The organism is Anaerocolumna sp. AGMB13025 (assembly GCF_029689925.1).
Taxonomy (GTDB): domain Bacteria; phylum Bacillota; class Clostridia; order Lachnospirales; family Lachnospiraceae; genus Anaerocolumna.
The window spans coordinates 5851584-5877740 of sequence record NZ_CP121445.1 but is presented as its reverse complement, the minus strand read 5'-3'; the positions used below and the strand labels follow the sequence as shown (position 1 = coordinate 5877740).

The following is a 26157-nucleotide window of genomic DNA, read 5'->3' as shown; positions in this document are numbered from 1 at the left end:
TAAAAAATTGTAAAAATAGTTGACTTTGTTAGGAAAGCGCTATACTATAATTATAAAAATGTCAAATATTTCGGGAGAATAATTATGTCTGTAACCATTCAAGATGTCGCACGGGAAGCAGGAGTATCCATTTCAACTGTTTCGAAAGTACTAAATAATTGGACGACCATATCACCGGCAACCATAATGCGTGTGAATAAAGCAGTTCAAAAATTAAATTACACCCCAAATTCGAGAGCTGTAAGCTTTGCAAGACAGACTACGGATAATATAGTATTTTTAACTTCCTTAGGTAAGGGTGAGGCTTATCATAATCCTCATATGTTTGATATCATGTGCGGGGTTAATAAAGAATTATCCAAAGCGGGCTATATGATGACCCTGTTAGATACCTCCGAAGAATCTTATAAGGGTGAATCAGTAGAGAAAGTAATGGCGAAAAAGAGTGCGGACGGTATGATTATCCATGGTTCTGCCATCAATAAAGAAACTGCCGCGTTGATATTAAAGAGGCAATTTCCTCATATTGTCATAGGGCACCCCGGGTTTGAAACCCAGTTATGCTGGATTGATACCAATCATGCTTTGGCGGGCCAATTTGCAGCTGAGCACCTGATAGCGGGAGGTTATACGGATTTCGCCTTTATCGGCGGTAAAAAAACGGATTATATATCCATGCAGCGCCAGAAAGGCTTTATCGGGACTTTGTATAATTATGGTTATCAGCTTGCCCCGGAACGGATATATTACACCGATTCCGGCAGGGAAGAAAGTTATGAGGCAGCCATGAACCTGCTTAATTCCAACAAACCACCCAGAACCCTTACCTGTGAAAACAATACCATTGCAGTGGGTGTCATAAAAGCCATAGAAAAGTTAAACCTTAAGTTACCGGAGGATATCGCGGTGCTTACCTTTGACATCTATCCTTATTCGGAAATAATCGAACCGAAACTTACGGTAATTGACATCAATGTTTACGATATGGGGGTACAAGCCGGTATTATGATGCTTAGGAAGTTAAATAATCCGTCCCTCCAGATACAGACCTATACCACACTTCCGGTGGTGATATATGGTAAGACCACATAGTATTTTTCTGTATTGTAGAAATTTATTGAAAAAATGTATAAATAATCTAAAATTACTAATGTATAAATAATCTAAAATTACTACTTGACTTTAGCGAGGGACAGTATTAAAATTACAGATGTATTCCTCGATAGCTCAATGGTAGAGCACACGGCTGTTAACCGTGGGGTTGTTGGTTCGAGCCCAACTCGGGGAGTTTTTTTATTGTTAGGAAAGTTATTTTAAGGTGTCAAGGATGTGACATCACACCAGCGCTAGAGTCTGGAACCAGATGCTCAAATTCTTTCATACCACATTCTCTATTATTGCAAAAACTTACATGTTGTTTATCACTACGGAAAAATACTCACCATTCATTGACGTGAACCATTTTTGTTAGATAATAATCTAAGAAAAGGGATTCACTTCATTGAGCGGTGAGTATTTTTATATAATTTTTTATAGAATAGGGTTTAATTTTTCCTTATAGTTCAATATCTTCAAATTTAAAGTTTATAGTATCTGGAATAAATCCGTCCCCTTTATTGTCCATACCATAATTGATTTCAAATTCACCAATAAAAAGAGAAGGGCTAACTTGTGCTTTTAAAGTTACTTTAAAGGAATTATTCGAAACCTCATAAGTAATTATATTTTCGTAAGAAACTGTCTTAAAAAAGTTAGTGAAATTCTTTACCTCAGGATACGAGGATTTCCATATAGTATTGCCGATTCTTATATGTACACTGGGTGCTTTCACCTTTGTCTTTACTTGTTTATTAAGCACCTCTAAGGGATTTTGATAGTTCATTTCCTCAAGGGAGGCTTTATTAATGATATGCAGCTGTTGCTCATTAAAACCAGAGCCTTCTCCTAAGGTGCAGATAATTGCTATGTATTTATCCTGGATCAAACTAAGAGTTGGATAAAACCCAGGTTTGTCGATACTTTCCCAGTCAAAATACTGAATAGTATCACCCATTTTTAAATAAAAGCCTTTTAGCATAGCGGAATCTGTCTTCTGGTCATAGTATAGGGAAATGTCTTTGTCTTTTAATTCGGCTATTAAATTATTTTCATTCATTTTAGTATCTGCATTGCTTTTCATTGTTTGACCAAAAATTAATATGGACAAAATCCCTATTACTAATATGCCTGTTATTCTTATTTTTTTCATGATAACCTCCTAAAAATTTGCTTTATTATAGAATCCTATCTTCATTGATCTTGAGTAGTATTTATGTTGCAAAATGAAATGGATTCAACTCCTATTACATCTTAGCTTAGATTTAGACGCTTGTAAAGATTTGAAGAATTTTATTTTTAAATACCAATTCTCTATGATATACTGATTTAAAAGCAAACACCAGACCTATCACTGTAATCAAAAGCAGAAAAAGCGGACGGACCTGCAAGCAAATTGGTAATAAGAAAGAATACCTAGACCGCATTGCTTCTGACCTGGCAAATGCAGGAATAGGAGCGAATTTACTAGCTTTAGCATGCCAAAAAGGAACGTATCGAGCAAAAGGAACGCCCCGTTTATAAAAACAAAAACAGCAGAGCGAAAAAAGAATTTCATAAATGGTTTAAGCAGGCACAGAGAATACGAAGGCAGTACCTCTATGCCAAGCAACCCTGTGGAAGTTTAACATTCCTGTTCTACCGTGAGTTGCGGGTTCATCTCAAAACAACGATAATATAATTGCACTTAAAAATAAAATACGAGTAATATAAAAAACGACTCCAAGGAGAGTAGAAGTAAATGAAACGAATATTTTTAGTTGAAGATGATATAAGTTTAATCAATGGGTTATCCTTCTCTATAAAAAAGCAGGGATATGAGTTGGACCTTGCCCGCACCATCTGTGAAGCGAACATAAAATGGGCAGAGGATAACTATGATCTGGTGATTTTAGATGTTTCACTACCAGATGGCTCAGGCTTTGAATTATGCAAAAAGATACGACAGACATCAAAAGTACCCATTATGTTTCTAACTGCTGCCGATGAAGAAACCGACATCATCATGGGGCTTGATATCGGCGGTGACGACTACATCACAAAGCCTTTTAAACTGGCAGTGTTTCTGTCAAGGATTAATGCTCTGCTCCGAAGAAGTGAACAGTTTAATCAAGTAGATACTGAGCTGGTGTCAGGCGGAATAAAGGTTGATTTGCTGAAAAGTGAGGTAGCAAAAAACGGTGAAATTATTGAACTGACCGCCAGCGAATATAAGCTGCTGTGTTTATTTATAGAAAACCCGGACAGGGTGCTTTCGCCGGAACAGATTTTAAGCAAGCTGTGGGATTGCAAGGAAAACTATGTGGACAGCAATACGCTCACAGTGTATATCCGCAGACTGCGCACGAAAATCGAGATGACCCCGGTAATCCCAAAAGGATCATCACGGTGCGGGGCTTGGGGTATAAGTGGAATTTTGCTGATCGAGGTGCATTATGAAAATCCTGGCGAACCAAAAAATTAAACTTCTTTTCGTTGAGATAGTAGCGTGCATTGCTGTGTTTGTGGCAGCCGCATCGGTTCTGATGGGCTTATCCTTTGTTCCTGGGGCGCTATCCATATTTTTCTTCGCGCTGTGCATGGCACTGGCAATCCTACTGTTTTGCTACCAATATTTTAAGGAGCAAAACAAAACCATTGAGGCCGCGGTGACTCAAATTACAGAATATATGTCCGGAAATCAGGATGCCCGCATTATGTGCAATGATGAGGGCGAACTATATCGGCTGTTTCACGAGGTCAATACTTTGGTTTCTATCCTGAATGCCCATGCGGAACAGGAACAAAAATCCAAGGAATTCTTAAAAAATACCATGGCAGATATTTCACATCAATTAAAAACACCTCTTGCAGCCCTCAATATTTATAATGGAATTCTGCAAAGCGAAGCAGAAAATCCCCAGGCAATCGAGGAGTTTACTACTCTATCCGAACAGGAGCTGGGCAGAATCGAGACTTTGGTACAAAACCTTTTGAAAATCACCAAAATGGATGCTGGGACAGTTGTTTTTGAGAAACAGACAGAAAACGTATTTGAAATGATGGAGCGTGTTCAAAAGCACTTTGCGTTCCGAGCCGAGCGGGAGGAAAAGGAAATCCGCTTGACTGGTGACACTGCGGTTACTTTGCTTTGTGACCGGGATTGGTTAACGGAGGCAATGGACAATATCGTTAAAAATGCGCTTGACCACACGAAAAAGGGTAATCGGATTCAGATTTCGTGGAAACAAGTTTCTGCAATCCTTCAAATTCGTATCGAAGATGACGGCTGCGGCATTCATCCCGAAGACTTGTATCACATTTTCAAACGGTTTTACCGTAGTAAATTTTCAAAGGATACACAAGGAATTGGTTTGGGGCTGTCCCTTGCCAAATCCATTATTGAAGCCCACAGCGGGACAGTAAAAGCTGAAAGTGAGTTGGGGGCGGGAACTACTTTTATCATAGAATTTTTAATTCCTACAAAATTGTAGGATAGAATTCATCTTACTGTAGGAAACGTATGATACTCTTTCCTTAGAATATAGACATATAGGCAATTGTGAAACTTTACGATTGTATCGATCTACCATGGGATTAATACAATTTCAGAGCTGAATCTTGCACAAAGGGCATCTGAAGCTATGAAATTCGTATTAATTGTAGGATAGATTCAGAAAACTAAATAGTATCGCAATTACCAATATAGACAGAGAAAGAGAGGTACAATAATGAACTTATTAGAAGTAAAATCCATCTGTAAAATTTACGGCAGTGACGAAGCCGCTGTACACGCATTAAAAGATATCAGCTTTACAGTTCCCAAAGGCGAATTTGTCGCAGTGGTGGGCGAATCCGGCTCCGGCAAGAGCACCCTGCTGAATATGCTTGGGGCACTGGATACGCCAACCTCCGGCAAAGTCTTTATTGACGGCAACGATACCTTTAAAATGAAAGAACGTCAGTTGACAGTTTTTCGCCGCAGAAACATAGGTTTTATCTTTCAGGCGTTTAATTTAATTCCTGAGCTGACGGTGGAGCAGAACATAATTTTCCCGGTGCTGCTCGACTACCAGAAGCCGGATAAGAAGTATCTGGAGGAATTGCTGACGGTGCTGGGTCTAAAAGAGCGACGTAATCACCTCCCCAGCCAGTTATCCGGTGGGCAGCAGCAAAGAGTGGCCATCGGGCGTGCGCTGTATACGCGTCCATCGCTGATTTTGGCAGATGAGCCGACCGGAAACCTGGATTCTCAGAACAGCAGCGAGGTTATTGCCCTTCTTAAAGAAGCCGCCAAAAAGTATGAACAGACCATTGTAATGATTACCCACAGCCCCGGCATCGCCCAAACCGCTGACCGCGTGCTGCGGGTTTCTGACGGCATGCTTACTGATTTTGGGAGGTGTCTGGAATGAAAAGCTATCTGAGTTTGATACCAATTTCTGCAAAGGTACATAAACGGCAAAACCGTATGACGCTTTTGTGCATTGTGTTTGCAGTATTTTTGGTCACTGCCGTGTTCAGTATGGCAGAGATGGGCGTGCGGATGGAAGCAGGCAGGCTAATCGGCAAGCATGGCAGTCAGGCGCTGCAAAGCCTTTTCAGCAGCACAATGGCCCAGACCTTGTTTGGTGCGGCAGCAGTATTATTCCTCCTGATTCTGCTTGCAGGTGTTCTGATGATCTCAAGCAGTATGAACAGCACCGTTGCCCAGCGAACAAAATTCTTTGGCATGATGCGCTGCATCGGCATGAGCCGCCAGCAAATCATCCGGTTTGTCCGGCTAGAGGCGCTTAACTGGTGCAAAACGGCGGTTCCCATTGGCGTACTCCTTGGCGTTGCCGCCACATGGGGCTTGTGTGGGGCACTGCGCTTTCTTGTTGGTGAAGAATTTGCCGATATACCGCTTTTTGGCGTAAGCATCATTGGAATTATCAGCGGCATTCTAATGGGCGTTGTCACCGTGCTGCTTGCCGCAAGATCTCCGGCCAAACGCGCGGCAAAGGTATCACCGGTCATGGCGGTATCAGGCAATTCAGACACAGCAAAAGAATCAAGCCATGTGCCGAATGCCAGATTTCTTAGAATCGAAACGGCGCTGGGCATTCATCACGCCGTATCAGGCAAAAAGAACCTGTTACTCATGACAAGCTCTTTTGCCCTCAGCATCATTTTATTTTTGAGTTTCTCTGTAATGATTGACCTTGTGGGATATATCATGCCTCAGTCCTCAAGCACTGCAGACATCAACATTGCAAGCAGCGACGGTACCAATTCCATCGACCCTGGGCTGCTGGATAAAATCAGTGGCATGGCAGGGGTAAAACGCGTTTTTGGTCGAAGAAGCAGCCTTGATATTGCCGCCGGGGTGAATGCCGGGTCAAGTGCGATTGATCTAATTGCCTATGATGACTTTGATCTGGAATGCCTGGTAAAAGATCACCAGCTCCGAAAAGGGAGCGATCTTGCTAAAGTATATGGAGACAGCCAGGCTGTGCTTGCGGTTTGGGATAAGAAAACCCCTATTGCAATTGGAGATCAAATACAGGTAGCGGGCCAAACAGTAGAAATCGCAGGACTGCTGAAATACAACCCCTTTTGCGAAGATGGCAGCACCCACGGAACCGTCACGCTCATTGCCTCCGGTGAAACCTTTGCCCGTCTGACCGGCATTTCCGGGTATTCTCTTGTCATGGTGCAGACAACAAGCGGCGCATCGGATGAGGACGTGGAAGCAATCCATAACATAGCAGGCAATGAATACACCTTCCGAGATCAGCGAGATCAGCGGACCTCCAGCACCTATATGGCATTTTTGCTATTCGTGTACGGTTTTCTGGGAATCATCACAGCAGTGACGGTGCTGAATATCATGAACAGTATTTCCATGAGCGTGTCCGCAAGAATCAAGCAGTACGGGGCGATGCGTGCTGTCGGGATGGATACGCAACAGATTACAAAAATGATTGCCGCCGAAGCCGCCGCGTATGCTTTGTCAGGTTGTGTGGTCGGTTGCGTAGTTGGCTTGCTCATGAGCAAGCTATTATATGATAATCTGATTACCACACATTTTAGCTATGCCGTCTGGAGTTTTCCTGTGACTGCACTTGCTGTGATTCTTCTGTTTGTACTTGCTGCTGCCATTGCTGCGGTCTATACACCGGCGAAACGAATTCGGAATATGGCGATTACTGACACAATCAATGAATTGTAACATAGTTTGGGTGCAGAAACTGCAGTAAATACCTACATCATATTTGATTGTAATTTGCAGACGAGAAGTTACCTAATGAGGTTTCGAATATTTCGTTTTATATAAAGATTTGGTAGAAATTGAGTAGTGATATAATCCATGCTTAAACCTATACAAAGACAATTTACTCCTAGTCATGCTAATTTTAATTGCAGAGACTTATATATGAGACTCATATAAATCAGACTAATCTTTTTTAGATTCATAATTTCAAAGTAGTATAACGTATAAGTGATTTAATTAAAATACATCACTTAAAAACTCTTGTTGATGAAAGTAATTAAAAGTATATTAATACTAACAGGAGGTAGTTATTTTATGAGTGAATTGTCAAAGGTACTTGGGGATAGAATACGGATTGTAAGAAATGACAAAGGGCTTAGCATGGAGGAATTGGCACATAGAGCTAATATCAGTACAGCTCACTTAGGCTATATAGAAAGAGGAGATACTATACTTAATTTTGACAGTATTGAAAAACTTGTTAATGCTTTGGATATAACTTTTGAAGAACTATTCCGGAATATACAACCATTAAAAGAAGACATTAGTGAAAATGAAGTAGCGCTGGGGTTATTTATAAACAAGTTGAATTCTTTAAAGCCGTCAGAACAGAAAGAAGTCTTAAATCTATTTGAACTTCTATTAAATATGATTAATAATAAGTAGACAAAAAAGAAGCAAGCAATTACAATGTGAGCTTCTTTTTTATTGAAATACGCTTTTAAATAGCTTTTCATTAAACTTTTAAAGGAATATAAAAACAAATTTGGGGTTCAGAATAGTTATTTTACAACTAGCTCTATAGAATAATTAACGTTACAATGAAGAAACCTATATTATTGAAGTAAATACTTACATAATATTTGATTCTTTGTAGACGTGATGTTATATAAAGGAAGGAAGCAGAGTATAAATGAGTTATATTTTTCGATTTTTTCTTAAATAAAGCACATAAAAGCGTTTATTTGAGCTTGGTAACGCTTGCATGATATTGTGAGCAGGCAATTTAAAAGGTATCTTAGATTTATATGGGAGGAATAAAATGAGTGATATATCTAAGATAGTCGGTGATAGAATCAGAATAATCAGAAATAATAAAGAAATGAGTATTGAAGAATTAGCTGATAAAGCAAATGTAAACACTACTCATTTAGGGCGCATTGAAAGAGGAGAAACGATACCTAAAATAGACAGCATTGAAAAGCTTGTTAATGCTTTAGATATAACTTTTGAGGACCTTTTTAGGCATATTCAACCAATGAAAGAAGACAATGGTGAAAATGATACCGCGCTGGGGTTACTAATAAACAGGTTGAATGCATTAAAGCCATCTGAACAGAAAGAAGTCTTAAGTCTATTTGAAATTCTATTTAGACTGATTAGTAATAAGTAAGCAAAATAAGAAGCAAGCAAATATTGTACGCTTCTTTTTTGTTGAATTTGTTTTAAACATATAAGCGATATAAAATGAAAAATAACGCATTGAAGCGATAAAAATTATTGACATTATTGTAAAATTCTGTTATCGTGTATATAAAGAGGTTAATAGCCGATAAATCTAACATACTCCCCTCATGTATAGATTTAATCTATGATATAAAAGCTAATTAACCTCTTGCTCTTAATTCATCTCTATATTACTTTTTTCTATTTTAACTAAATCGTTATTTAAACATCTAAAATATCCACTCCCCCTACAAATATAACTATTGACTATACATAACCTCTATGATAAACTGTGCTTACAGTGCATACACAGTATACAGATAGCGAGGTGATTTAATATTAATATAATTATTATTAATTCTGCAGAGGTACCTATTTACATGCAGATTATGAACCAAATCAAAACCGCGATTATGTCTGGTGAATTGAAAGAGGGAGATGTTTTGCCATCTGTCAGGAACTTGGCAAAGGACTTGAACGTAAGCGTTATTACTACCAGGAAAGCATATGAAGGACTGGAAGCGGAAGGGTTTACGATCAATATGATGGGAAAAGGCTCGTTTGTAGCTCCACAGAATATGGAGCTTCTAAGAGAAACTCGATTGGTAGAGATTGAGAAAAAGCTTACGGATATTATCGAATATGCAAAGCCTGTTGGAATTTTAAGCGAAGATTTGAAAAAACTCATTGATGAGCTAAGTTTGGAGGAATAAGAGTGGAAATGGTTTTGGAAATACACAATCTATGTAAAAACTATAATGATTTTAGTTTGCAGAATATTAACATGTCACTTGAAAAAGGAACGCTGACCGGTTTCATAGGACCTAATGGTGCTGGAAAAACTACAACCATCAAAAGCATACTAAATATAATCAAGCCTGATAATGGGAAAATCATGGTTTTAAATATGGATAGCATTACGAATGAGCTGGAAATAAAATCAAAATTGGGTATTGTCCTTGATGATGGACATTTTTACGAAGATTTGACCTTAAAAAATATGAAAGATCTCATTGCACCCATGTATCCCACCTGGAACGATACGGTCTACCAATCCAATCTAAAAAAATTTGAGTTGCCTGAGAATAAAAAAATTAAGGATTTATCAAGAGGAATGAGAATGAAGTACGCCCTTGTACTTGCTCTTTCACATGGCGCGGAACTTTTTATTTTGGACGAGCCTACCTCTGGTCTTGACCCGCTGGTGAGAAGTGAACTTATAGAAATACTGAAAGAACTTGTATTGGATCACAATAAAACCATTCTGATGTCAACCCATATCACTTCGGACCTTGATAAAATTGCAGACTTCCTATATTTTATATACAACGGAAAAATAATCCTGCAAGGACAAAAAGATGAGATAAAGGAGCGGCATTCCATTATAAAAGGTGATAATGCAGCATTACCGTCCGATTATGATAGCTATTTTATAGGCATAAACAAATCTGCATATGGCTTTGAGGGATTGACTGATAACAAAGGGGCTCTAAAAAGAGTACTGCCGGACAAAACAGTTTATGAAGTACCTTCGATAGAGGATATAATGCTTTACTATACAAGGAGGAATAACAATGAGTTCAAACATTCTTAACTTCACAAAAATGCAGGTTTTATCACTAAGTCAAATAGTCAAACTGCAACTTCTTTGTGTTGCATTATTTCCAATGTTTTTTAATCAGATTAACAGGAACAATGACTTGGCTAATATAGTCATTTTCGCTGTCGGGCTTTTAATGTTGTCTTATCTGCTTTTAAGAAATTTTGCATTTAATGACGCTAAATACAAAACAAAACTGCTATTTAGCATTATACCGGTTACGCCATCTACAATTATATGGTCCAGGCTCCTGATTATCTATCTTTTCTGCTTAATTGCCACACCATTATTGGGTTTATTTTCTGTTATAACAAATGCGATAAAGCCAGAACTGTTTGCAATTATGCAACTACATATTCTGCCCTTTGGTTTACTATTAGCTGCAACTTTTATGCCGATAGAGTTTTTGATTTTCTATTTATTTGAAGCACAAAAGGCGGATATTATCGGTGCACTTGCACTCTTTCCATATATGGGGCTTATTGCTCTTTTGTATCATTATGTCACGAGAGGCGCTCTTTGGATTGTTGTACTTATTGCAGCAGTTATTGTCAATGTTTTTTGCTATAGGCTTTCTGTACAACTTTATAAAAAAAGGGACTTATAGGTTGATATATAAGTAAGCCTGAACAACAAAGAAGCAAACAATAAGGTTGCTTCTTTGTTTGTATGTTAATTTGTTATTGTATTTTAATGCTGGTTAAAGATAATCATTGAAGAAACCAATTGAAAATTATGTAAAAATATGTCATACTATAGAATGTGGGTAGGGTTGATGTGGATAGTATAAAGAATTATTCAGGAGGATACATAAGATGGGTTTATTTTCAAATACGAAAGAACCTGAGTTTTTGAAGGAAAGCAGCAGTACACAAGCTCAATTGGAGCTTCTTAAAAGTTTTGAAGAAAAGCTTAATGAAGAAGGAAAAATAAAACTTAAACAGGATATTAAATATCTGGAATATGGTATAGCCGGGGAAAGCAATATAGCTTTTGAATTGAAAAACAGTCATATGCCTATGTATATATTACGCGATATTTATTTAGAGGATGGTGACCTAAATGCCCAGATAGATTATCTGGTATTTACAAAAAAATTATGTTTCATCATTGAATGTAAAAATCTTGTAGGTAATATTGAAATTAACAGTGCGGGCGATTTCATAAGAACAATGGTAATAGACGGTAAGAAAAAAAGGGAAGGCATCTATTCACCAATAACACAAAATCAACGTCATTTGGAGTTGATGAAAAAATTAAATACGAATCTTAAAACCAATGTTTTCAGTAAATTTATGGCGGAACGGTATTTTGATGACTATTACAAATCAATTGTTGTCTTAGCAAATCCAAAGACTATATTAAACTACAAATATGCAAAGAAAGAAATAAAAAACCAGGTAATCAAAGCAGATCAACTAGTTAGCTATATTAATACAGCCTGTAAGGATTCTAAGGAATCAAACCAATCAGATAAAAGTATGCTTTCCTGGGCACAATCTTATTTATCTTTACATAAAGAAATTGTGAAAGATTACACTTCTAAATATAGTCAATACCTGCTAAATTCCGATACAAAAGAACAGGAGCAAATCAGTAGCAGCAGTGAAAACCCAAATAAAGAAGTGGAGAGTTATAATGTTAACAATTCTCTGAGTATTGAAGAAACAGCGATCTTTAAAGAACTAAAAGCATACCGACTAACGAAAAGCCGAGAAGAAAATATCAAGCCATACTTTATTTATAATGATAACCAATTAAAAGATCTAATTTCAAAAATGCCTATTACATTGGCTTCATTAAAAACAGTTTCCGGGTTTGGTGAGACAAAGGCGTTGAAATATGGGGAGGATATCGTTGGTATTGTTAAGCGGTATGTTTAATTTAGTGGATATAGAGGGGTTACTACCTCTATTTTGTCCTAATGTTTTGTGGTTAAATAAAATTCGTCATTTCTTAAAATTTAGTATTGCTTTTTTGTACAAAGCTTGTTATAATATAATTCGTTCGCTGAACTTGTGAGGCGAACGAATATTATAACAATGTGCAGTCGTGGCGGAATTGGCATACGCGCTAGACTAAGGATCTAGTGAGCATTGCGCTCGTACGGGTTCAAGTCCCGTCGACTGCAGTAATGGAAAAAGGAATCAAACTTTCGGGTTTGGTTCTTTTTTGTTAGGCGATAGTCGGGAGAAGCTAAGTTTTTGTTGGAGTTGAGTGTGATTGGAGGTTTAGTTGTAAAGATTTTTAAGGAGCAGTATGGGCAACTCCACACTATGATAACCTGATTTTAATTTAGGGATTCCAGAATTCAGCAAGCCAATGGAGGTATATCGTAAACAACTGCCTAAAAGTGTAAATGTTTTTACCGCATTAATGGTGGACAGAGAGTATGGTGATAAAGCCAAAAATGCCGTATTAGCTTACTGAAAATTGCTTGGAAAAGTTCTGATTCTGGTTGGAATGTCATAAATGGTACGCGTAAGGCATTGGTAGCTGGCAGAACCCAATAATTATAATCACCGAAGGGAATTTCTGTACTCTCTATGAATTTCTCTATCATCTATAATAGTTATAGGTATTATTTCAGACCAATTTATTCTTTTACCGAATTTAACCTCATTGAATACACATACTAATACGGGGTTTTTTTGTTCATAAGAATCATCAATTTTATCTAAATATAGTCTAGCAGAATACTTACCAACTTCATCCGGAAACCAGAAACCAATTATTATTATAGTACGATCTAAAAAATAATAATAATTTTACCCCTTTCCTTTTTAGAACAATGACTATATTATAGAAGAATTGTTATTAATAAAGAAAAATAAAGCTCGACAAAGTCGAGCTTTAAAGTATTAATATAATATAAATTAATTTACATTTAAATTTTATATGTATAAATTAGTATAAGTGCCAACCTGGATAATCTGGGTCAAAATTAAAACCAATTGTTTGGAACTTTGAAACATTTATGGTAGAACCTACCGAACCTTGTACAGAGAATCCAGCTCTTTCATAACCTACAGAAAGGGATACATCAATTTGACCTGTTATTGTACCACTACCATTGAAGTTTAAAAATCCATTAGACATAATTACAGCGGAGTTAGTAGTTTCATTCCAAGTGAAAAAACCGGATTCATCTATAGATACTCCACTATCATAAACTGCCAGGAACTCTCTTTCATTGGCGTATTCCCAGTAAACTCTTACTAATACATTAATTGCTGCCACGACAGTACAATTTGTTCTAAGACCACTGACTACATTGAATCTTTTTAGAACAATTCCTGTAAGATCCACATATTTACCATAACCAGTAGTACTATAAGATGCTGAGCTATATTTCTGACTTTTTAAGGCATCAGAATTTTTATCATCTATAAGTTTCTCAGCTTGATAAGAACTTATTTTTTTTGAATCTTCAATATATTTAATGTTTTGTTCTCTGGACAATGGTAGAAATACCGTATTATCATCAATTATCTGTGGTGTAGAATTGTATTTTTCTGCTAAAGTAGTTACTCTTTCGTCATTGATTAAAGACATTGCTGTGTTATTGGAATTATTGTTACTGGCTTGTACGTTGGTAGGTGCGAATGATGTGAATAATATTGCTATGGCACTCAATAAACCAATAACTCTACTAATATATTTCTTATTTCTCATTTACTTAACCCCCTTAAGTGTGTTATATTATATTAATACTATGTAAAATATTAACATAAAAGGAAGGAAAAGTAAATGAATAAAAGTAAAAATAAAACAAAAATTACCATAATTCTACTAATCGTGATTACAATATCAATAATAAGTGTCATTTTTATTAAATCACATTTAAATTTATCGACAACTATGGGAAATTACTACGGGGCTTCTGATGATAATAAATGGATAATACATTTTAAAGTATATGAAGAAAATAATGAAACATTGCTAAAAGGAGATTTAGTTTGTTTAGATGAAACAATTGCAAAAAAAATAAGTGATGATAAAATTGAAAAAAATGTAATTACTTTAATGAAAAACAATGGAAAAGGTTTTGGTGGTAAGTTTATCTATGATGGAGTTAATAAATTTACAATAATTAATTTTGTTGATAATGATAAATATGAATATAATAAAATAATTATAGACTTTGGCAATTATAATACACAATTTAAAGTCAGTAAGGAGAAGGAGTAATATGTGTGTTACGTTTATTTAATATTTAAGCATCATGGTCTATTATAATTCTGACAGTCTTTTTTTAAGTATGAATATAAACTAACCGAATATTTATTTAAGGGGTTCAAGTCCCTGTTTAATGAAAAGTAAATCAAACTTTCGGGTTTGGTTCTTTTTTTTGTTAGTCGATAGTCGTGAAGAGCTATGTGCTTTGAGATTGGACAAATGGTTGCAAGAATGCACAAGGCTGCAATTGGATTTAGTAATGAGAATATATTACAATATGATTCTAATCTATGTATGATATTAAAGACTTGTTTCTCACATGAAAAAATAGCGAGTAACATACAAGATAAACATAGATTGTTGTTAGATACTGTTTGCGAAGAATTAGCGAGAGATTAAAGGATACGCATTTCTACTATTCATTCAGGGAAAACGTTTAATATTGGAGAATTTTTATATGCTTAATGCAGACAAGTAGGTTAGTAGTGCAATCATATGGATTTATAGTACAAATTAACTTTTTAAGGAGCATTATTAGAAAAAAAATATCTACTAAGAGAGGATTACTCAAAAATGGGTAGTCCTTTTAATATTTCCAAGATTATGGAATTTACATTTTCACTTTACGGTTCTAAATAAATTTTAAATGCTAATAAAAGATTAATAAATATAAAATAAGTGATAATTTCGATAATATTACTTGTATTTATTTTGTATTACGATTATAATAAATATATATAACTTATATTGATAATTAAAAGGAGTATTTCGTATGCTGATTAATTTTCGAGTGAAAAATTATCGTTCATTTCGGGATGAAGCAATTTTGGACTTAGAAGCGGCAGGATTAAAGGAATACAATGAGAGCTTGATTCCATTCAAAAAGAATATGTATTTGCCAATAGTTGCGTTATATGGAAAGAACGGTGGAGGAAAAAGTAATCTGATTCGTGCGTTCTGGTTAGGGGTACAATTTATACGAAATGCGCAGAGGACACAGCACGAAAAAGCTGAAATACCCGTAAGAGCATTTGAACTGGATGATTACTCCAGGGAGCTGCCCACAGAGTTTGAGTTTATTTATGTTTATAAAGGTATTAAGTATGAGTATGGATTTGCATCTGTAAAGAAGCATATTGTAAAAGAATATTTATATTCTGCACCCAAAGGGAAAAAGGCATTAATTTTTTCCAGAGAGTATCAAAATTTCTCATTTCCTGAGGATAAAGAAAAATCTAAGAAGGAATTACTAAAGGAAGCGGTCGGAGTAAATCAGCTATTCTTTTCTGTTGCCTGCGTAATGAATTATCAACCATGTATAGAAGCAATGGGGTGGTTCCGGAATGACATCTATTTCTCCAGAGATTTTGTTGATATCGACAGCAATATTATTGAATATCAGGAAGACTCTCAGATGCTGCAGTCCATTGTATCTACTGCTAAGATTGCCGATGTGGGAATTGCTGATATGAAATTTGATATAAACAATATGGAAATACGAGATCTTGATAATATATCGAAAGATGTTAATGATGATATAAAGCAATCGATAAGCAGGGCATTAGTACAGATGAAGAAAGCATTAGAAAGTGATCCGAATGTAGCGGAAGGTAAGCTATCAGTCAATGAAATTAAAACCACTTCCTATCACATAGGTGTTGACCGAAATGGGAATCAAGGCTTCTTTACTTTAGGATTAGGTGATGAATCCGATGGTACAAGAAAGCTGATGGCAATTGCCCCGGCAATAGAAAAGGCGGTACAGAGTGGAGGCATTATTGTTATTGATGATATTGAAAGGGAACTTCATCCTCTTCTGGTAGAATACATTATAAACAGGTTTCAAAATCCGGAAAATAATAAAAATGCTGCGCAGTTGATTTTTACTACACATAGTACTGAGATTATGAGCCGCGAAATGTTGAGACGAGACCAGATTTATTTTGTTGATAAAGACAGGAAAACGGGAGCATCCAATTTGTATTCCTTATCTGACTTTTCGCCAAGGAAGGATGAAAATATATATAAGGCATATATCCTTGGTAAGTATGGTGCAATTCCACATATTGAGGAGGACTAGCTATGGCGAGAATCCAGAGAAAGATGAAAAAAACGCTTCCGGCTATTTTTGTTTTTTGGGAAGGTAATGCATAGCAAGAAGAAATATTAAATAGTAGACTGTGAGAATAAACCTATGAGCTTTAAAGAGTTATTAAAAAAAGAGGAATATCAGTTCATTCATACAAATCCTCGCCTGGGACAAAACATCATTTTACTTGGTCTTGGCGGCAGCTATTCTTATGGGACGAATAATGATAATAGTGATCTTGATATCAGAGGTATTACCATGAATATGAAATCAGATCTAATTGGTTTATCTGAATTTGAACAGTATGTGGATGATAAAACAGATACTGTCATTTATTCTTTTAATAAGATGGTAAAACTCCTTTTGGAATGTAATCCGAATACCTGTGAAATACTTGGGATGCGAGAGGAGCATTATTTGGTTCTTTCAGAAATCGGACAGGAATTGCTGAACAATAAAAATATATTCTTGTCAAAACGGGCAGCACGTTCTTTTGGTGGTTATGCTGATGCACAGCTTCGCAGATTGCAAAATGCCCTGGCAAGGGATAGCTTCCCTCAAAGTGAAAAAGAGCAGCACATTTTTAACTCAGTACGGAATGCCCTGGAGGATTTTGAGAGACGCTTTCGTAAGTTTGATAAGGGTTCCATCCGTCTCTATATTGATAAATCTGAAAATTCGGAGCTTGATACGGAGATATTTATTGATGCTAATTATAATCATTATCCGCTAAGGGACTATGAGAATATGTGGTCAGTTATGCATAATGTAGTACGAGACTATGAAAAAATTGGAAAAAGAAATCATAAAAAAGATGATGCCCACTTAAATAAACATGCTATGCACCTGATACGCCTTTTCATGATGGCAATTGATATTTTGGAACAAGGAGAAATCATTACTTATCGTGAGAAAGAACATGATCTCTTAATGGCTATTCGTAATGGGGAGTATCAAAAGGAAGACGGTATGTTTCGTAATGAGTTTTATGAATTATTAGCGGATTATGAAAAGAAGCTGAATTATGCCATTGCACATACCGTTTTGCCTGATAATCCGGATATGGAGCGAGTTGAGGAATTTGTGGAGAGAATAAATGAAAGGGTTATAACAGGTGATATACGATGAATCAGATTGAGAAGATTATTGATGAGAAGCTTAATGAAATAGAAGAGAAAGAACATGTGAAAATATTACATGCGGTAGAATCAGGAAGCAGGGCCTGGGGGTTTGCCTCTCCGGATAGCGATTATGATGTACGCTTTATTTATGTACGAAAAAAAGAAGCTTACCTAGCATTGAACCCCCAACGAGATGTAATTGAATGGCAATTGGATGAAGTCCTTGATATCAATGGTTGGGATTTGAAGAAAACTTTGCAGCATTTTCATAAATCCAATGCAACCTTATTTGAATGGAGCAATTCTCCAATCGTATATCGAACAACAAAAGAATGGCAGGCGATCTATACAGAAGCTAAGGATTATTTTTCAATAAAATCATCTTTGTATCATTATTATGGTACAGCAAATGGCAATTTTTTAGAGTATCTACAAGAGGATAAAGTGAAATATAAAAAATACTTTTATGTGATACGTCCACTGCTTGCTTGTAAATATATTAAGGAACATATATCACCGCCACCTGTATTATTTTCAGAATTAATGAAACAGGAATTACCCCATGAGATTGAACAGGTAATACAGGAGCTTCTTGAAGTGAAAGCCAACACTCCTGAAATCGGTAAAGGACAAAGGATTGATATTCTTAATCAGTATATAGAAAAAGAACTTTCTGAATATAAAACATATGTAACTGGGTTAGAAGATGATCGTAAAAGGGAATGGGATACCTTTGACAAGCTGTTTTTAAACTTAATTTTCTAATGATTAACCGAGAGATTATGCATTTTGATTTATACTTATATGAAGTGATGCAAGATAAAGTTATTGAGCGAATCAACGGAAAGTAAAAATTTATAAGAAAGAATGTTTATATTTTACTATTACAAGCTATTATTAATATCAAGGTTACTAAAATAATCTTAGGAGAAGCTTATGGAAAAGAGTAAGAATACTGAAGATTTAAAAGATAACAATTTAATTATTGAAGCGCTGAATAAGTTTGGCGTTCAAGATAAAACAGTAGAATTTATACGCCACAATGAAAATCTTACCTTAAAAATAAATGGAGAGTACTTATTAAGAATACATAAATCAGCAGATACATTTCAAGCGATTAATCAATATGTGGACATAAATATAAAGCAATTGCGCTGCGCAGAAATTGCTTTTTTAGAGCATCTTCGCAAAAATGGAAGGAATGTTCAGATGCCTGTTCGAAGTAAGGATAATACTTATGTTGTTGAAGTATCAGACGGAATATATGCCACAATGCTCCATTGGATATCGGGAGACATCATTAAGAAAGAAGAAGTAACAACTGACTTATGTTTTGAGATTGGACAAATGGTTGCAAAAATGCATAAGGCTGCAATTGGATTTTTTGATGAGAATATTTTACAATATGATTCTAATCTATTTATGAAATTAAGGACTTGTTTCTCACATGAAAAAATAGCGAGTAACATACAAGATAAACATAGATTGATATTAGATGCTGCTTGCGAAAAGATTAGTGAGAAATTAAAGGATACACATGAATTTATTACAGTTCATTCAGATTTGTCATTAAGCAATATGCTAGTAACACAGTCAGGCTTAGTCCCGATAGATTTTTCACTCTTTGGTTTTGCGCATCCGATGATGGATATAGGAGGTCTCTTTGGTTGCATTAACGGAGTGGAAAACAGGGCAGCAATTGCAGGTGGTTATCGTTCACTTGGTTACGATATTGACTTTCCTATGCTAGATACACATTTTGCATTAAGTGTTTTACTATATATAATAATTCATTTGAACTTTTGTAAGGAAGAAGCTTTTAATAAAAATCTTGATAGATGGTGCAAACAAATATTTCTACCATTCATTCAGGGAGAACGATTAATATCAGAGGATTTTTATATGCTTAATGCAGACAAGTAGATTAGTTATAAGTCAGGTCTTATGAAATTACAATATTCTATTGTGATAATCAGCTGAAACCTGACACAGCCATATATGAAACAAGAGATGGCTGTTTAGATGAGCAAAAAGCAAAGCAAAAACAGATCGAAGAGGAAATCAAAAGCTAATTAGAAAAATAATCCATATTCTATTGAGACTTAAAGAATAAAAACGTATAATAGATTTAACAAGTAAAGCCAATGATTATAAGGCCAATGATTATAAAGCCAATATTTTGTTAAGCTTGGATAGAGAAGAATGAAGAGAAAGATATAGAGAAAATGATAATTGCTTGAGAAACGAAAATAAAGCTCATCTAAAGTAAAAATTAATAATTTATAAATACAGGAGAAGGAAATTGACTTACAATATTTTAGTAATTGATGATGACAAGGAGTTATGCGCTTTAATTAAACAAAGCGTATTGAAGGAGCAAATAGAATCTGATTGTTGTTACACCGGTACAGACGGACTTGCCTTGCTTGAAAAAAACAATTACCAGTTAATACTCCTGGATGTCATGATGCCTGGAATGGATGGTTTTCAGACCCTGGGTAAAATAAGAGCAAAAAGCAGCATACCTATTTTGATGCTTACCTCTAAAAATGACAGTATATCAAAAGTCCAGGGGCTGCGAGACGGTGCAGATGACTATTTGACCAAGCCCTTTGATATGGAGGAACTGATTGCCCGGATTATCTCTTTGATTCGCAGATATACACGCTTTAATTCGGCTGGCAATTATACACAGCCACTTACTTATAAAGGATTGACTATAGATTTTGACAATCGAAGCGTGACCACGCAAAACGGTACGTTTGAACTACCGCCAAAAGAATTTGATGTTCTGCTGTTTTGCGCTAAAAATCAGGGGAGAATTGTAACCAAGCAGCAGATTTACGAAGAAGTTTGGGGTGAGCCTTATGTTTATGATGACAGCAACATTATGGCTATCATTAGCCGACTCCGAAAAAAGATTGAACCTGATTCTGTGGTGCCGTTGTATATCCAAACAGTAAAAGGCATCGGATATCGTTTTAACAAGGAGGTGTAGGGTATGCTTTGGAATGTGGTCTTAGCCCTATTGTTTGGTATTGCGCTTCTGTTTAGCATAGTGTGTTTCACCAAACTAATCAGTGTAAAACGACAGCTTAAGGATATGACCGAGACCCTTGAGGATATCCAGTCCGGAAATGGTAATCGAAAAATCCTTGTAGCAGAGAATGAATTGACGGCCGAGCTTTCATTTAAAATGAATGAAATTGTTTATTCTTATGAAGAGCAGCTTTTACAACTAAGGGCTGCGAACGAAGCCAATCGTCAGTTAATGACCAGTCTATCTCACGACGTAAGAACACCTCTTACGACTCTGCTGGGTTACTTGGATGCTGTTCATAGAGGGGTTGTCACCGGAAAGACCCGTGAAGATTATCTTGTTATTGCAAGAAAAAAAGCCCATGATTTGAAGGATTATATTGATACTTTGTTTGACTGGTTTAAGCTAAACTCCAGTGAATTTTCTTTATCTATTGCATCGGTGGAACTTTCGGAATTGACACGGAATATTTTAAAAGACTGGATTCCCATTTTTGAAGAGAAAAATCTGAATTATGAGATTGAGCTTCCCGAAAAGCCATTACCGGTAAAAGTAGATATAGACGGATATGCACGCATCATGAACAATTTTGTTCAGAATGTTATGACCCATAGTCAGGCTACCCAAATCAGGATTGATATGTCCCAAGTAAATTCTGAAATTAAAATTTCTGTAGAGGATAATGGAATTGGCATTGATAAATCAGATCTTAAATACATCTTTGACAGATTATATAAATGCGATAAAGGCCGTTCTCATAAGGGAAGTGGCTTAGGGCTTGCTATTGTACAGCAGTTGGCAAAAAAAATGAACGGTCGTATTAAGGTACAAAGTGAACCAAACCAATATACCATTTTTACTGTCTTCTTTCCTTTGGATGATTGAAAACCCCCTGTCGATAGACAGGGATTTTTTTTGATAGGTAAGTTCTCAAACGCGAAAGTGTAGTAAACTGATACTTTATCCTTCAAATGCAAGGTTAACGCAAGGTTATGGCAAGGTTAATGCAAGGCTGACATGATAATCTGATTTCAGAAAGAAAAGGAGGTTCTTCATTTGAGTGATTTTATCATTGAAACTAAAAATTTAACCAAACAATATGGCGAACAAAAAAGTGTTGCCAGCCTGAATATCCACGTAAAAAAAGGGCGTATCTACGGTTTGCTCGGCAGAAATGGTGCAGGAAAAACCACGACCATGAAAATGCTCTTAAATCTGACGAGGCCTACTTCCGGAGAAGTCCAAATCTTTGGAAAAAGTATTCAGGGAAATGAAAAGAAAGTCCTGCCCCGCATCGGTAGCTTAATCGAAGCACCCGGGTTTTATCCTAACCTGACCGGCACGGAAAATCTGAAAATTTTTGCAGGACTGCGAGGTGTTTCTAAGCGTACCGCCGTCCTGGATGCCTTGGAAGTTGTGGGGCTCCCTTACGGCGATAAAAAGCTGTTCTCTCAATACTCTCTTGGCATGAAGCAGCGTTTAGCAATTGCCCTAGCTATTATGCATGATCCGGAACTGTTAATATTGGATGAGCCAATTAATGGTCTTGACCCAATAGGCATTGCTGAGGTGCGCTCATTTATTCGGGGATTGTGCAGCACAAGAGGAAAAACAATTCTAATTTCTAGTCATATTCTTTCAGAAATAGCACTTTTGGTGGATGACATCGGTATTATTGACCATGGGGTACTACTGGAAGAAGAAAGTCTTGCAGGGCTTGAGAGAAAGAACGGAAAATACATTCATTTTCTTGTTTCTAATACAGCACAGGCTGCCAGAATCCTGGAGAGAACCTTTGGAGCAAAAAACTTTACGGTGGAAAATGATTGCAGTCTGCGTCTATATGATAACAAATTTTCTGTAGCAGCCCTTAACCGTGCTTTTGTCGAAAATGGATTGGAGGTATCCGAAGCTCACACCTGTGAAGAAACTTTGGAAGATTACTTTAAGCGTATAACCGGAGGTGAGGGCATTGCATAACCTGCTTCTAAGTGAATTTAAGAAATTCAAACGAAAGAAAATATTTTTCTTTGGAATCTCGGCAGCTATCATTTTTCCTCTTTTCAATTCCGTATTATTGGCCGACTCCAATTTTGCAAGTATACAATCTGGAGTTAGGGAGGATAACGCCTTTTTGCTTTTGATGCCTTTGCTAATTATTTTGGCAGCAAGTCTGTTTTTTCTAGAACAGGACAATGACACCTTTAAAAATCTGCTGAGTATACCGGTATCAAGAAATCAGTTGGTTCTTGTAAAGCTGCTGGTTTTGCTGATTTTTTCGATTGTATTTCAAGTAATGGGCTTTGCAGTCAGTACAGTAATTGCTGTTGCTCAAAATATTCCGTTGAAAAATTTTGCTGTTCAGCTTTTACTTACTGCATCTACTGGAGTACTTATGTGGGCCGCAGCACTTCCCTGTGTGGTATTGGTCGTATGGTTTAATAAAAGTTATATTCTCTCTGTGATTATTGTATTCTTTTACACCTTGCTAAATTATGTGATGCATTTCAGTGATGCGATTATGATGCAGCCTCTTGGGATGAATGCCGGAACCCTTATGCCTGTTCCTATGATTTTTCGGTGGCTGTACCAGTTTTACATACCTGAAGGTGAAATACAAATGGAGTTTTATAGCCGTTTCAGCCATTATTTTGTGTCAGCGCCGGTATGTTTCGGGGTGCTTTTAATGGAGGCAGCAGTTTGTATTTTCCTGATGACCCGCATCTACCAGCGCAGAGAAATTTGAGGAAGGGGGTATTTTTATGTTTCGTATTATACAAACCGAGTTCTTGAAATTAAAGAGATTTCATATTCTTCTCATAGGTCTGATCGGTATGACACTTCCTGCCATTTTGTCTGTATTTACCCAGGCAGTTGCGACTCCAGAGACTGTAACAGGAAATTTTGTATTTTCCTCTCTCTTTAGCAGTGCTATATGGAATGGTACAACGATTTTTATGCCGGTTGTTTTCACGCTGATTGGAGGATATCTTATTAACCGGGAATACACCGATAACACACTGAAAAGCATTTTACCTATACCAATTAGCATGAAACACCTGCTTTGCGGAAAACTTCTGACAATGGGGATTTTAAGTGTTCTGTTTGGGATTTATAGTTATGCGGTGACACTGGTTGTCGGGTTGATATGCGGTATTGCCGGGCTTAATGCGACTGTTTTGTTTACCGGGTTCTTTCAGATGATAGGAGCAGCAGTGTTTACATACATTGCTATTTTGCCCATTATTGCTTTTACAAGCAGGAAACCGGGAAGGTATCTGGGCGGTGTTATCGCAGCTTTCTTATTTGGGTATAGTGCCATGTTTATGAAACAGGTTACCCTGCGCAGTCTTTATCCTATCCTTGCAGGGCTGACAGTTATGGGGTTTGATACGAGAACTTTCATGAACACTTCCGAGTCAGGGAATCTTTTTTTATCCATACTAGCATTAGCTTTCATGCTTTTACTGGCAGCCATAATCGTGCTGCTGGCAAAATTACCCGAGGAAGCTTCCGGACGGAAAAAGCGAAAACCAACCGGTATATTCCTAAGAGCAGGTCAAAAAGACCGATAATTCAATAGCTGCAAAAAGGTTATTTGACCCAAAAAAGTAACTGAAAAAGCTCAGGCAGCCCATAAAAGAAGGACTGCCTGAGTTCATATAGAATATTAAAAGCCTATTCAACCCTCACCCGTTTCCCCCTCAAAGTAAAAGAAACAACAATCCCAATCCCGGCAATAATAGCCGAAGCCATAAACATATGCGTATACCCCAGATTCAAAGCATGCTGAAAGGTTTTCTCAATCTCAGCGGACATATTAGTAAGTGCAGGTAATACATAAGGCTGTACCTTTGCCGGAAGGATCTGTTTAAAGATATCGGTTAATTGGCTGACAATAGTAGTTACATCAGCATTCTGCAAAGTTGCGAATAGATTCTTACTGCCCGTAGAGCCATTAGAACCCATAGCTGCCACCATATTCCCACCGCCGGCTTTTGTAAAACCGGTCTGTAAGGTCTCCATTAAATCCGTCTGAATATTCTTACCTGCTTCTACGATAAAGCCAATCATAAAGCTAGGAGAGATTGTTACCCCAATAGAGCGTACCAAAGACATGGTGGCCAGTGCGGTAGCGCCTTCTTCTTCCCTGACTGCTCCAAGAATCAGGTAATTAAGGGGAGGTCCCATGGTAAATCCCACACCAAAGCCCATTAGCATAAGTCCAAGTAAGACAGAGAGCAGAGTAAGGGCCTTTGCAGCTATTAATCCTAATACCAGAGTACCGGAAGCCGTGAAGAGAAATCCTACAATCAGTACAAGCTTAGCTCCTTTCTTATCAAGAAGTTTGCCGCTAAGGGGAGAGGCTACCCCTGAAAATACTGCCAGCAGGGTAATCAGATAACCGCCGGAACCCGTCTTTAATTTCAGAGTATTTTCAGCAAACTGAGGCATGAACACCATTCCCATCATACCGATTCCTACGATAAAGGCAATAATAAAAATAGTCAGGATTTGCCGGTTCTTAAAGTAACGGATGGACAGAACCGGATCGGCAGCTCTTTTTTCCACTAGAATAAATAAAGGTATTAATATCAGGAAAACGAGCAGGAAGGGATAAACTTTAAGACTCCCAATACTGTTTACGAAATCAAAGAAATCCATATTCGTTAGAGCATACAATAAACTTGCGATCATAGTACCCAGGATGGCAGCACCCAAGACATCCAGCTTATTTTTAACTTTCATTTTGGATTCTTCCATTACCCGTGAGAAAAACAAGGTAATAAGGCATATAGGCACATTGATAAAGAAGATAAAACCCCAGTGAACCTTCCCTGCTATATCAATAATGGTACTTCCAAGGGTTGGGCCGACAATAGTAGCCACTCCGTACACCGCGCCTACCATACCAAGGGCAGTGCCCCGCTTTTCAGGAGGAAAAGATTGACCGATTACGGTAGTTGCGATGGGAAGGATACCGCCTGCCCCAATTGCCTGAATCACCCTGGCAGTAAGGAAAAAAGCAAAATTGCCGTAGAAGTTACTGAGACCGCAAAGGGTAGAACCAATTCCAAAAACAGCAATCCCAAAGATATACATTTTCTTTCTGCCAATCGTATCGGACAATTTAGAACTGATGGGCATAGAAACTGCATAAACTAAAGTGTAGATGGTTATCATCCAGGCACCCGTAGCTTTTGATACGGAAAAGCTATTCTGAATAATCTCTCTGGCAGGGGATACAATCCCATTATCAATTGCTCCCATGAAAATGCCAAGTAAAAATAAAATTAGAATCAACGCAGTATGTTTTTTTTGTTCCATAAAATCTCCTTTCTGAACATTGTT

Annotated in this window: 23 protein-coding genes, 2 tRNA genes and 1 pseudogene; 23 read left to right on the top strand and 3 right to left on the bottom strand. The window is 36.9% G+C overall.

Annotation, left to right across the window (positions count from 1 at the left end; translation table 11 throughout):
* The first annotated feature begins 84 nt into the window (after positions 1-84).
* Positions 85-1092, top strand: a complete 1008-nt coding sequence (locus QA584_RS24430; RefSeq protein ID WP_278271712.1) for a LacI family DNA-binding transcriptional regulator — start codon at positions 85-87, stop codon at positions 1090-1092.
* Between the two features lie 124 nt (positions 1093-1216).
* Positions 1217-1288: transfer RNA gene (locus tag QA584_RS24425), tRNA-Asn, on the top strand.
* A 267-nt stretch (positions 1289-1555) separates the two neighbouring features.
* Here the strand turns inward: QA584_RS24425 and QA584_RS24420 are convergent.
* Complete coding sequence (locus QA584_RS24420; protein WP_278271711.1) at positions 1556-2248, bottom strand: hypothetical protein; 693 nt, start codon at positions 2246-2248, stop codon at positions 1556-1558.
* 588 nt (positions 2249-2836) lie between these two features.
* Here QA584_RS24420 and QA584_RS24415 point away from each other — a divergent pair.
* From QA584_RS24415 to QA584_RS24365, 11 genes and pseudogenes are all read left to right on the top strand, one after another.
* A pseudogene (locus QA584_RS24415) lies at positions 2837-3534 on the top strand (response regulator transcription factor).
* Positions 3531-4568 (top strand): sensor histidine kinase, encoded by a 1038-nt coding sequence (locus QA584_RS24410; RefSeq protein WP_278271710.1) that lies wholly within the window; start codon positions 3531-3533, stop codon positions 4566-4568. The pseudogene QA584_RS24415 and the gene QA584_RS24410 overlap by 4 nt, the downstream one beginning before the upstream one ends.
* Before the next feature lie 237 nt (positions 4569-4805).
* A complete protein-coding gene (locus QA584_RS24405) occupies positions 4806-5489 on the top strand; it encodes an ABC transporter ATP-binding protein (protein WP_278271709.1) in 684 nt (227 codons plus the stop codon).
* Positions 5486-7288, top strand: coding sequence for an ABC transporter permease (locus tag QA584_RS24400; RefSeq protein WP_278271708.1), 1803 nt, complete (start codon positions 5486-5488; stop codon positions 7286-7288). The genes QA584_RS24405 and QA584_RS24400 overlap by 4 nt, the downstream gene beginning before the upstream one ends.
* 357 nt (positions 7289-7645) lie before the next feature.
* Entirely contained in the window at positions 7646-7996 is a 351-nt protein-coding gene (locus QA584_RS24395; protein ID WP_278271707.1) for a helix-turn-helix domain-containing protein, read from the top strand.
* A gap of 376 nt (positions 7997-8372) precedes the next feature.
* Positions 8373-8723 (top strand): helix-turn-helix domain-containing protein, encoded by a 351-nt coding sequence (locus QA584_RS24390; RefSeq protein WP_278271706.1) that lies wholly within the window; start codon positions 8373-8375, stop codon positions 8721-8723.
* Positions 8724-9156: 433 nt separating this feature from the next.
* Positions 9157-9489 (top strand): GntR family transcriptional regulator, encoded by a 333-nt coding sequence (locus QA584_RS24385; protein WP_331487739.1) that lies wholly within the window; start codon positions 9157-9159, stop codon positions 9487-9489.
* An 8-nt stretch (positions 9490-9497) separates the two neighbouring features.
* Entirely contained in the window at positions 9498-10370 is an 873-nt protein-coding gene (locus tag QA584_RS24380) for an ABC transporter ATP-binding protein (RefSeq protein WP_331487952.1), read from the top strand.
* Positions 10351-10983 carry an ABC-2 transporter permease gene (locus QA584_RS24375; RefSeq protein WP_278271704.1) on the top strand — a complete coding sequence of 211 codons (633 nt, stop codon included), beginning with the start codon at positions 10351-10353 and terminating at the stop codon, positions 10981-10983. The genes QA584_RS24380 and QA584_RS24375 overlap by 20 nt, the downstream gene beginning before the upstream one ends.
* A 208-nt stretch (positions 10984-11191) precedes the next feature.
* Positions 11192-12259 (top strand): HRDC domain-containing protein, encoded by a 1068-nt coding sequence (locus tag QA584_RS24370; protein ID WP_278271703.1) that lies wholly within the window; start codon positions 11192-11194, stop codon positions 12257-12259.
* A gap of 163 nt (positions 12260-12422) precedes the next feature.
* Positions 12423-12507 (top strand) — tRNA-Leu (locus QA584_RS24365).
* Positions 12508-13283: 776 nt separating this feature from the next.
* On the opposite strand, the gene QA584_RS24360 is transcribed toward QA584_RS24365, so the two are convergent.
* Positions 13284-14051 (bottom strand): hypothetical protein, encoded by a 768-nt coding sequence (locus QA584_RS24360; RefSeq protein ID WP_278271702.1) that lies wholly within the window; start codon positions 14049-14051, stop codon positions 13284-13286.
* Positions 14052-14126: 75 nt separating this feature from the next.
* Between QA584_RS24360 and QA584_RS24355 the strand changes: the two genes are divergently transcribed.
* The 10 genes from QA584_RS24355 (at position 14127) to QA584_RS24310 (ending at position 24380) form a co-directional block, all read left to right on the top strand.
* A complete protein-coding gene (locus tag QA584_RS24355; protein ID WP_278271701.1) occupies positions 14127-14567 on the top strand; it encodes a hypothetical protein in 441 nt (146 codons plus the stop codon).
* Positions 14568-15327: 760 nt separating this feature from the next.
* Positions 15328-16635 carry an AAA family ATPase gene (locus tag QA584_RS24350; RefSeq protein ID WP_278271700.1) on the top strand — a complete coding sequence of 436 codons (1308 nt, stop codon included), beginning with the start codon at positions 15328-15330 and terminating at the stop codon, positions 16633-16635.
* A gap of 114 nt (positions 16636-16749) precedes the next feature.
* On the top strand, positions 16750-17772 hold the full coding sequence (locus QA584_RS24345; RefSeq protein ID WP_278271699.1) for a nucleotidyltransferase domain-containing protein: 1023 nt from the start codon (positions 16750-16752) through the stop codon (positions 17770-17772).
* Complete coding sequence (locus QA584_RS24340; protein WP_278271698.1) at positions 17769-18530, top strand: nucleotidyltransferase domain-containing protein; 762 nt, start codon at positions 17769-17771, stop codon at positions 18528-18530. Before QA584_RS24345 ends, QA584_RS24340 begins: the two co-directional genes overlap by 4 nt.
* A 171-nt stretch (positions 18531-18701) precedes the next feature.
* Entirely contained in the window at positions 18702-19688 is a 987-nt protein-coding gene (locus QA584_RS24335) for a phosphotransferase enzyme family protein (RefSeq protein WP_278271697.1), read from the top strand.
* A 379-nt stretch (positions 19689-20067) separates the two neighbouring features.
* Positions 20068-20763: a response regulator transcription factor gene (locus tag QA584_RS24330; RefSeq protein WP_278271696.1), complete on the top strand. Its 696-nt coding sequence runs from the start codon at positions 20068-20070 to the stop codon at positions 20761-20763.
* Positions 20764-20766: 3 nt separating this feature from the next.
* Positions 20767-21690 (top strand): sensor histidine kinase, encoded by a 924-nt coding sequence (locus QA584_RS24325; protein ID WP_278271695.1) that lies wholly within the window; start codon positions 20767-20769, stop codon positions 21688-21690.
* A gap of 171 nt (positions 21691-21861) precedes the next feature.
* Positions 21862-22785 (top strand): ABC transporter ATP-binding protein, encoded by a 924-nt coding sequence (locus QA584_RS24320; protein ID WP_278271694.1) that lies wholly within the window; start codon positions 21862-21864, stop codon positions 22783-22785.
* Entirely contained in the window at positions 22778-23551 is a 774-nt protein-coding gene (locus QA584_RS24315) for an ABC transporter permease (protein ID WP_278271693.1), read from the top strand. Before QA584_RS24320 ends, QA584_RS24315 begins: the two co-directional genes overlap by 8 nt.
* A 16-nt stretch (positions 23552-23567) precedes the next feature.
* Positions 23568-24380 carry an ABC transporter permease gene (locus tag QA584_RS24310; RefSeq protein ID WP_278271692.1) on the top strand — a complete coding sequence of 271 codons (813 nt, stop codon included), beginning with the start codon at positions 23568-23570 and terminating at the stop codon, positions 24378-24380.
* Positions 24381-24483: 103 nt separating this feature from the next.
* Here QA584_RS24310 and QA584_RS24305 read toward each other — a convergent pair whose 3' ends face one another.
* Positions 24484-26133, bottom strand: a complete 1650-nt coding sequence (locus QA584_RS24305) for an MFS transporter (protein ID WP_278271691.1) — start codon at positions 26131-26133, stop codon at positions 24484-24486.
* Positions 26134-26157: the final 24 nt, after the last annotated feature.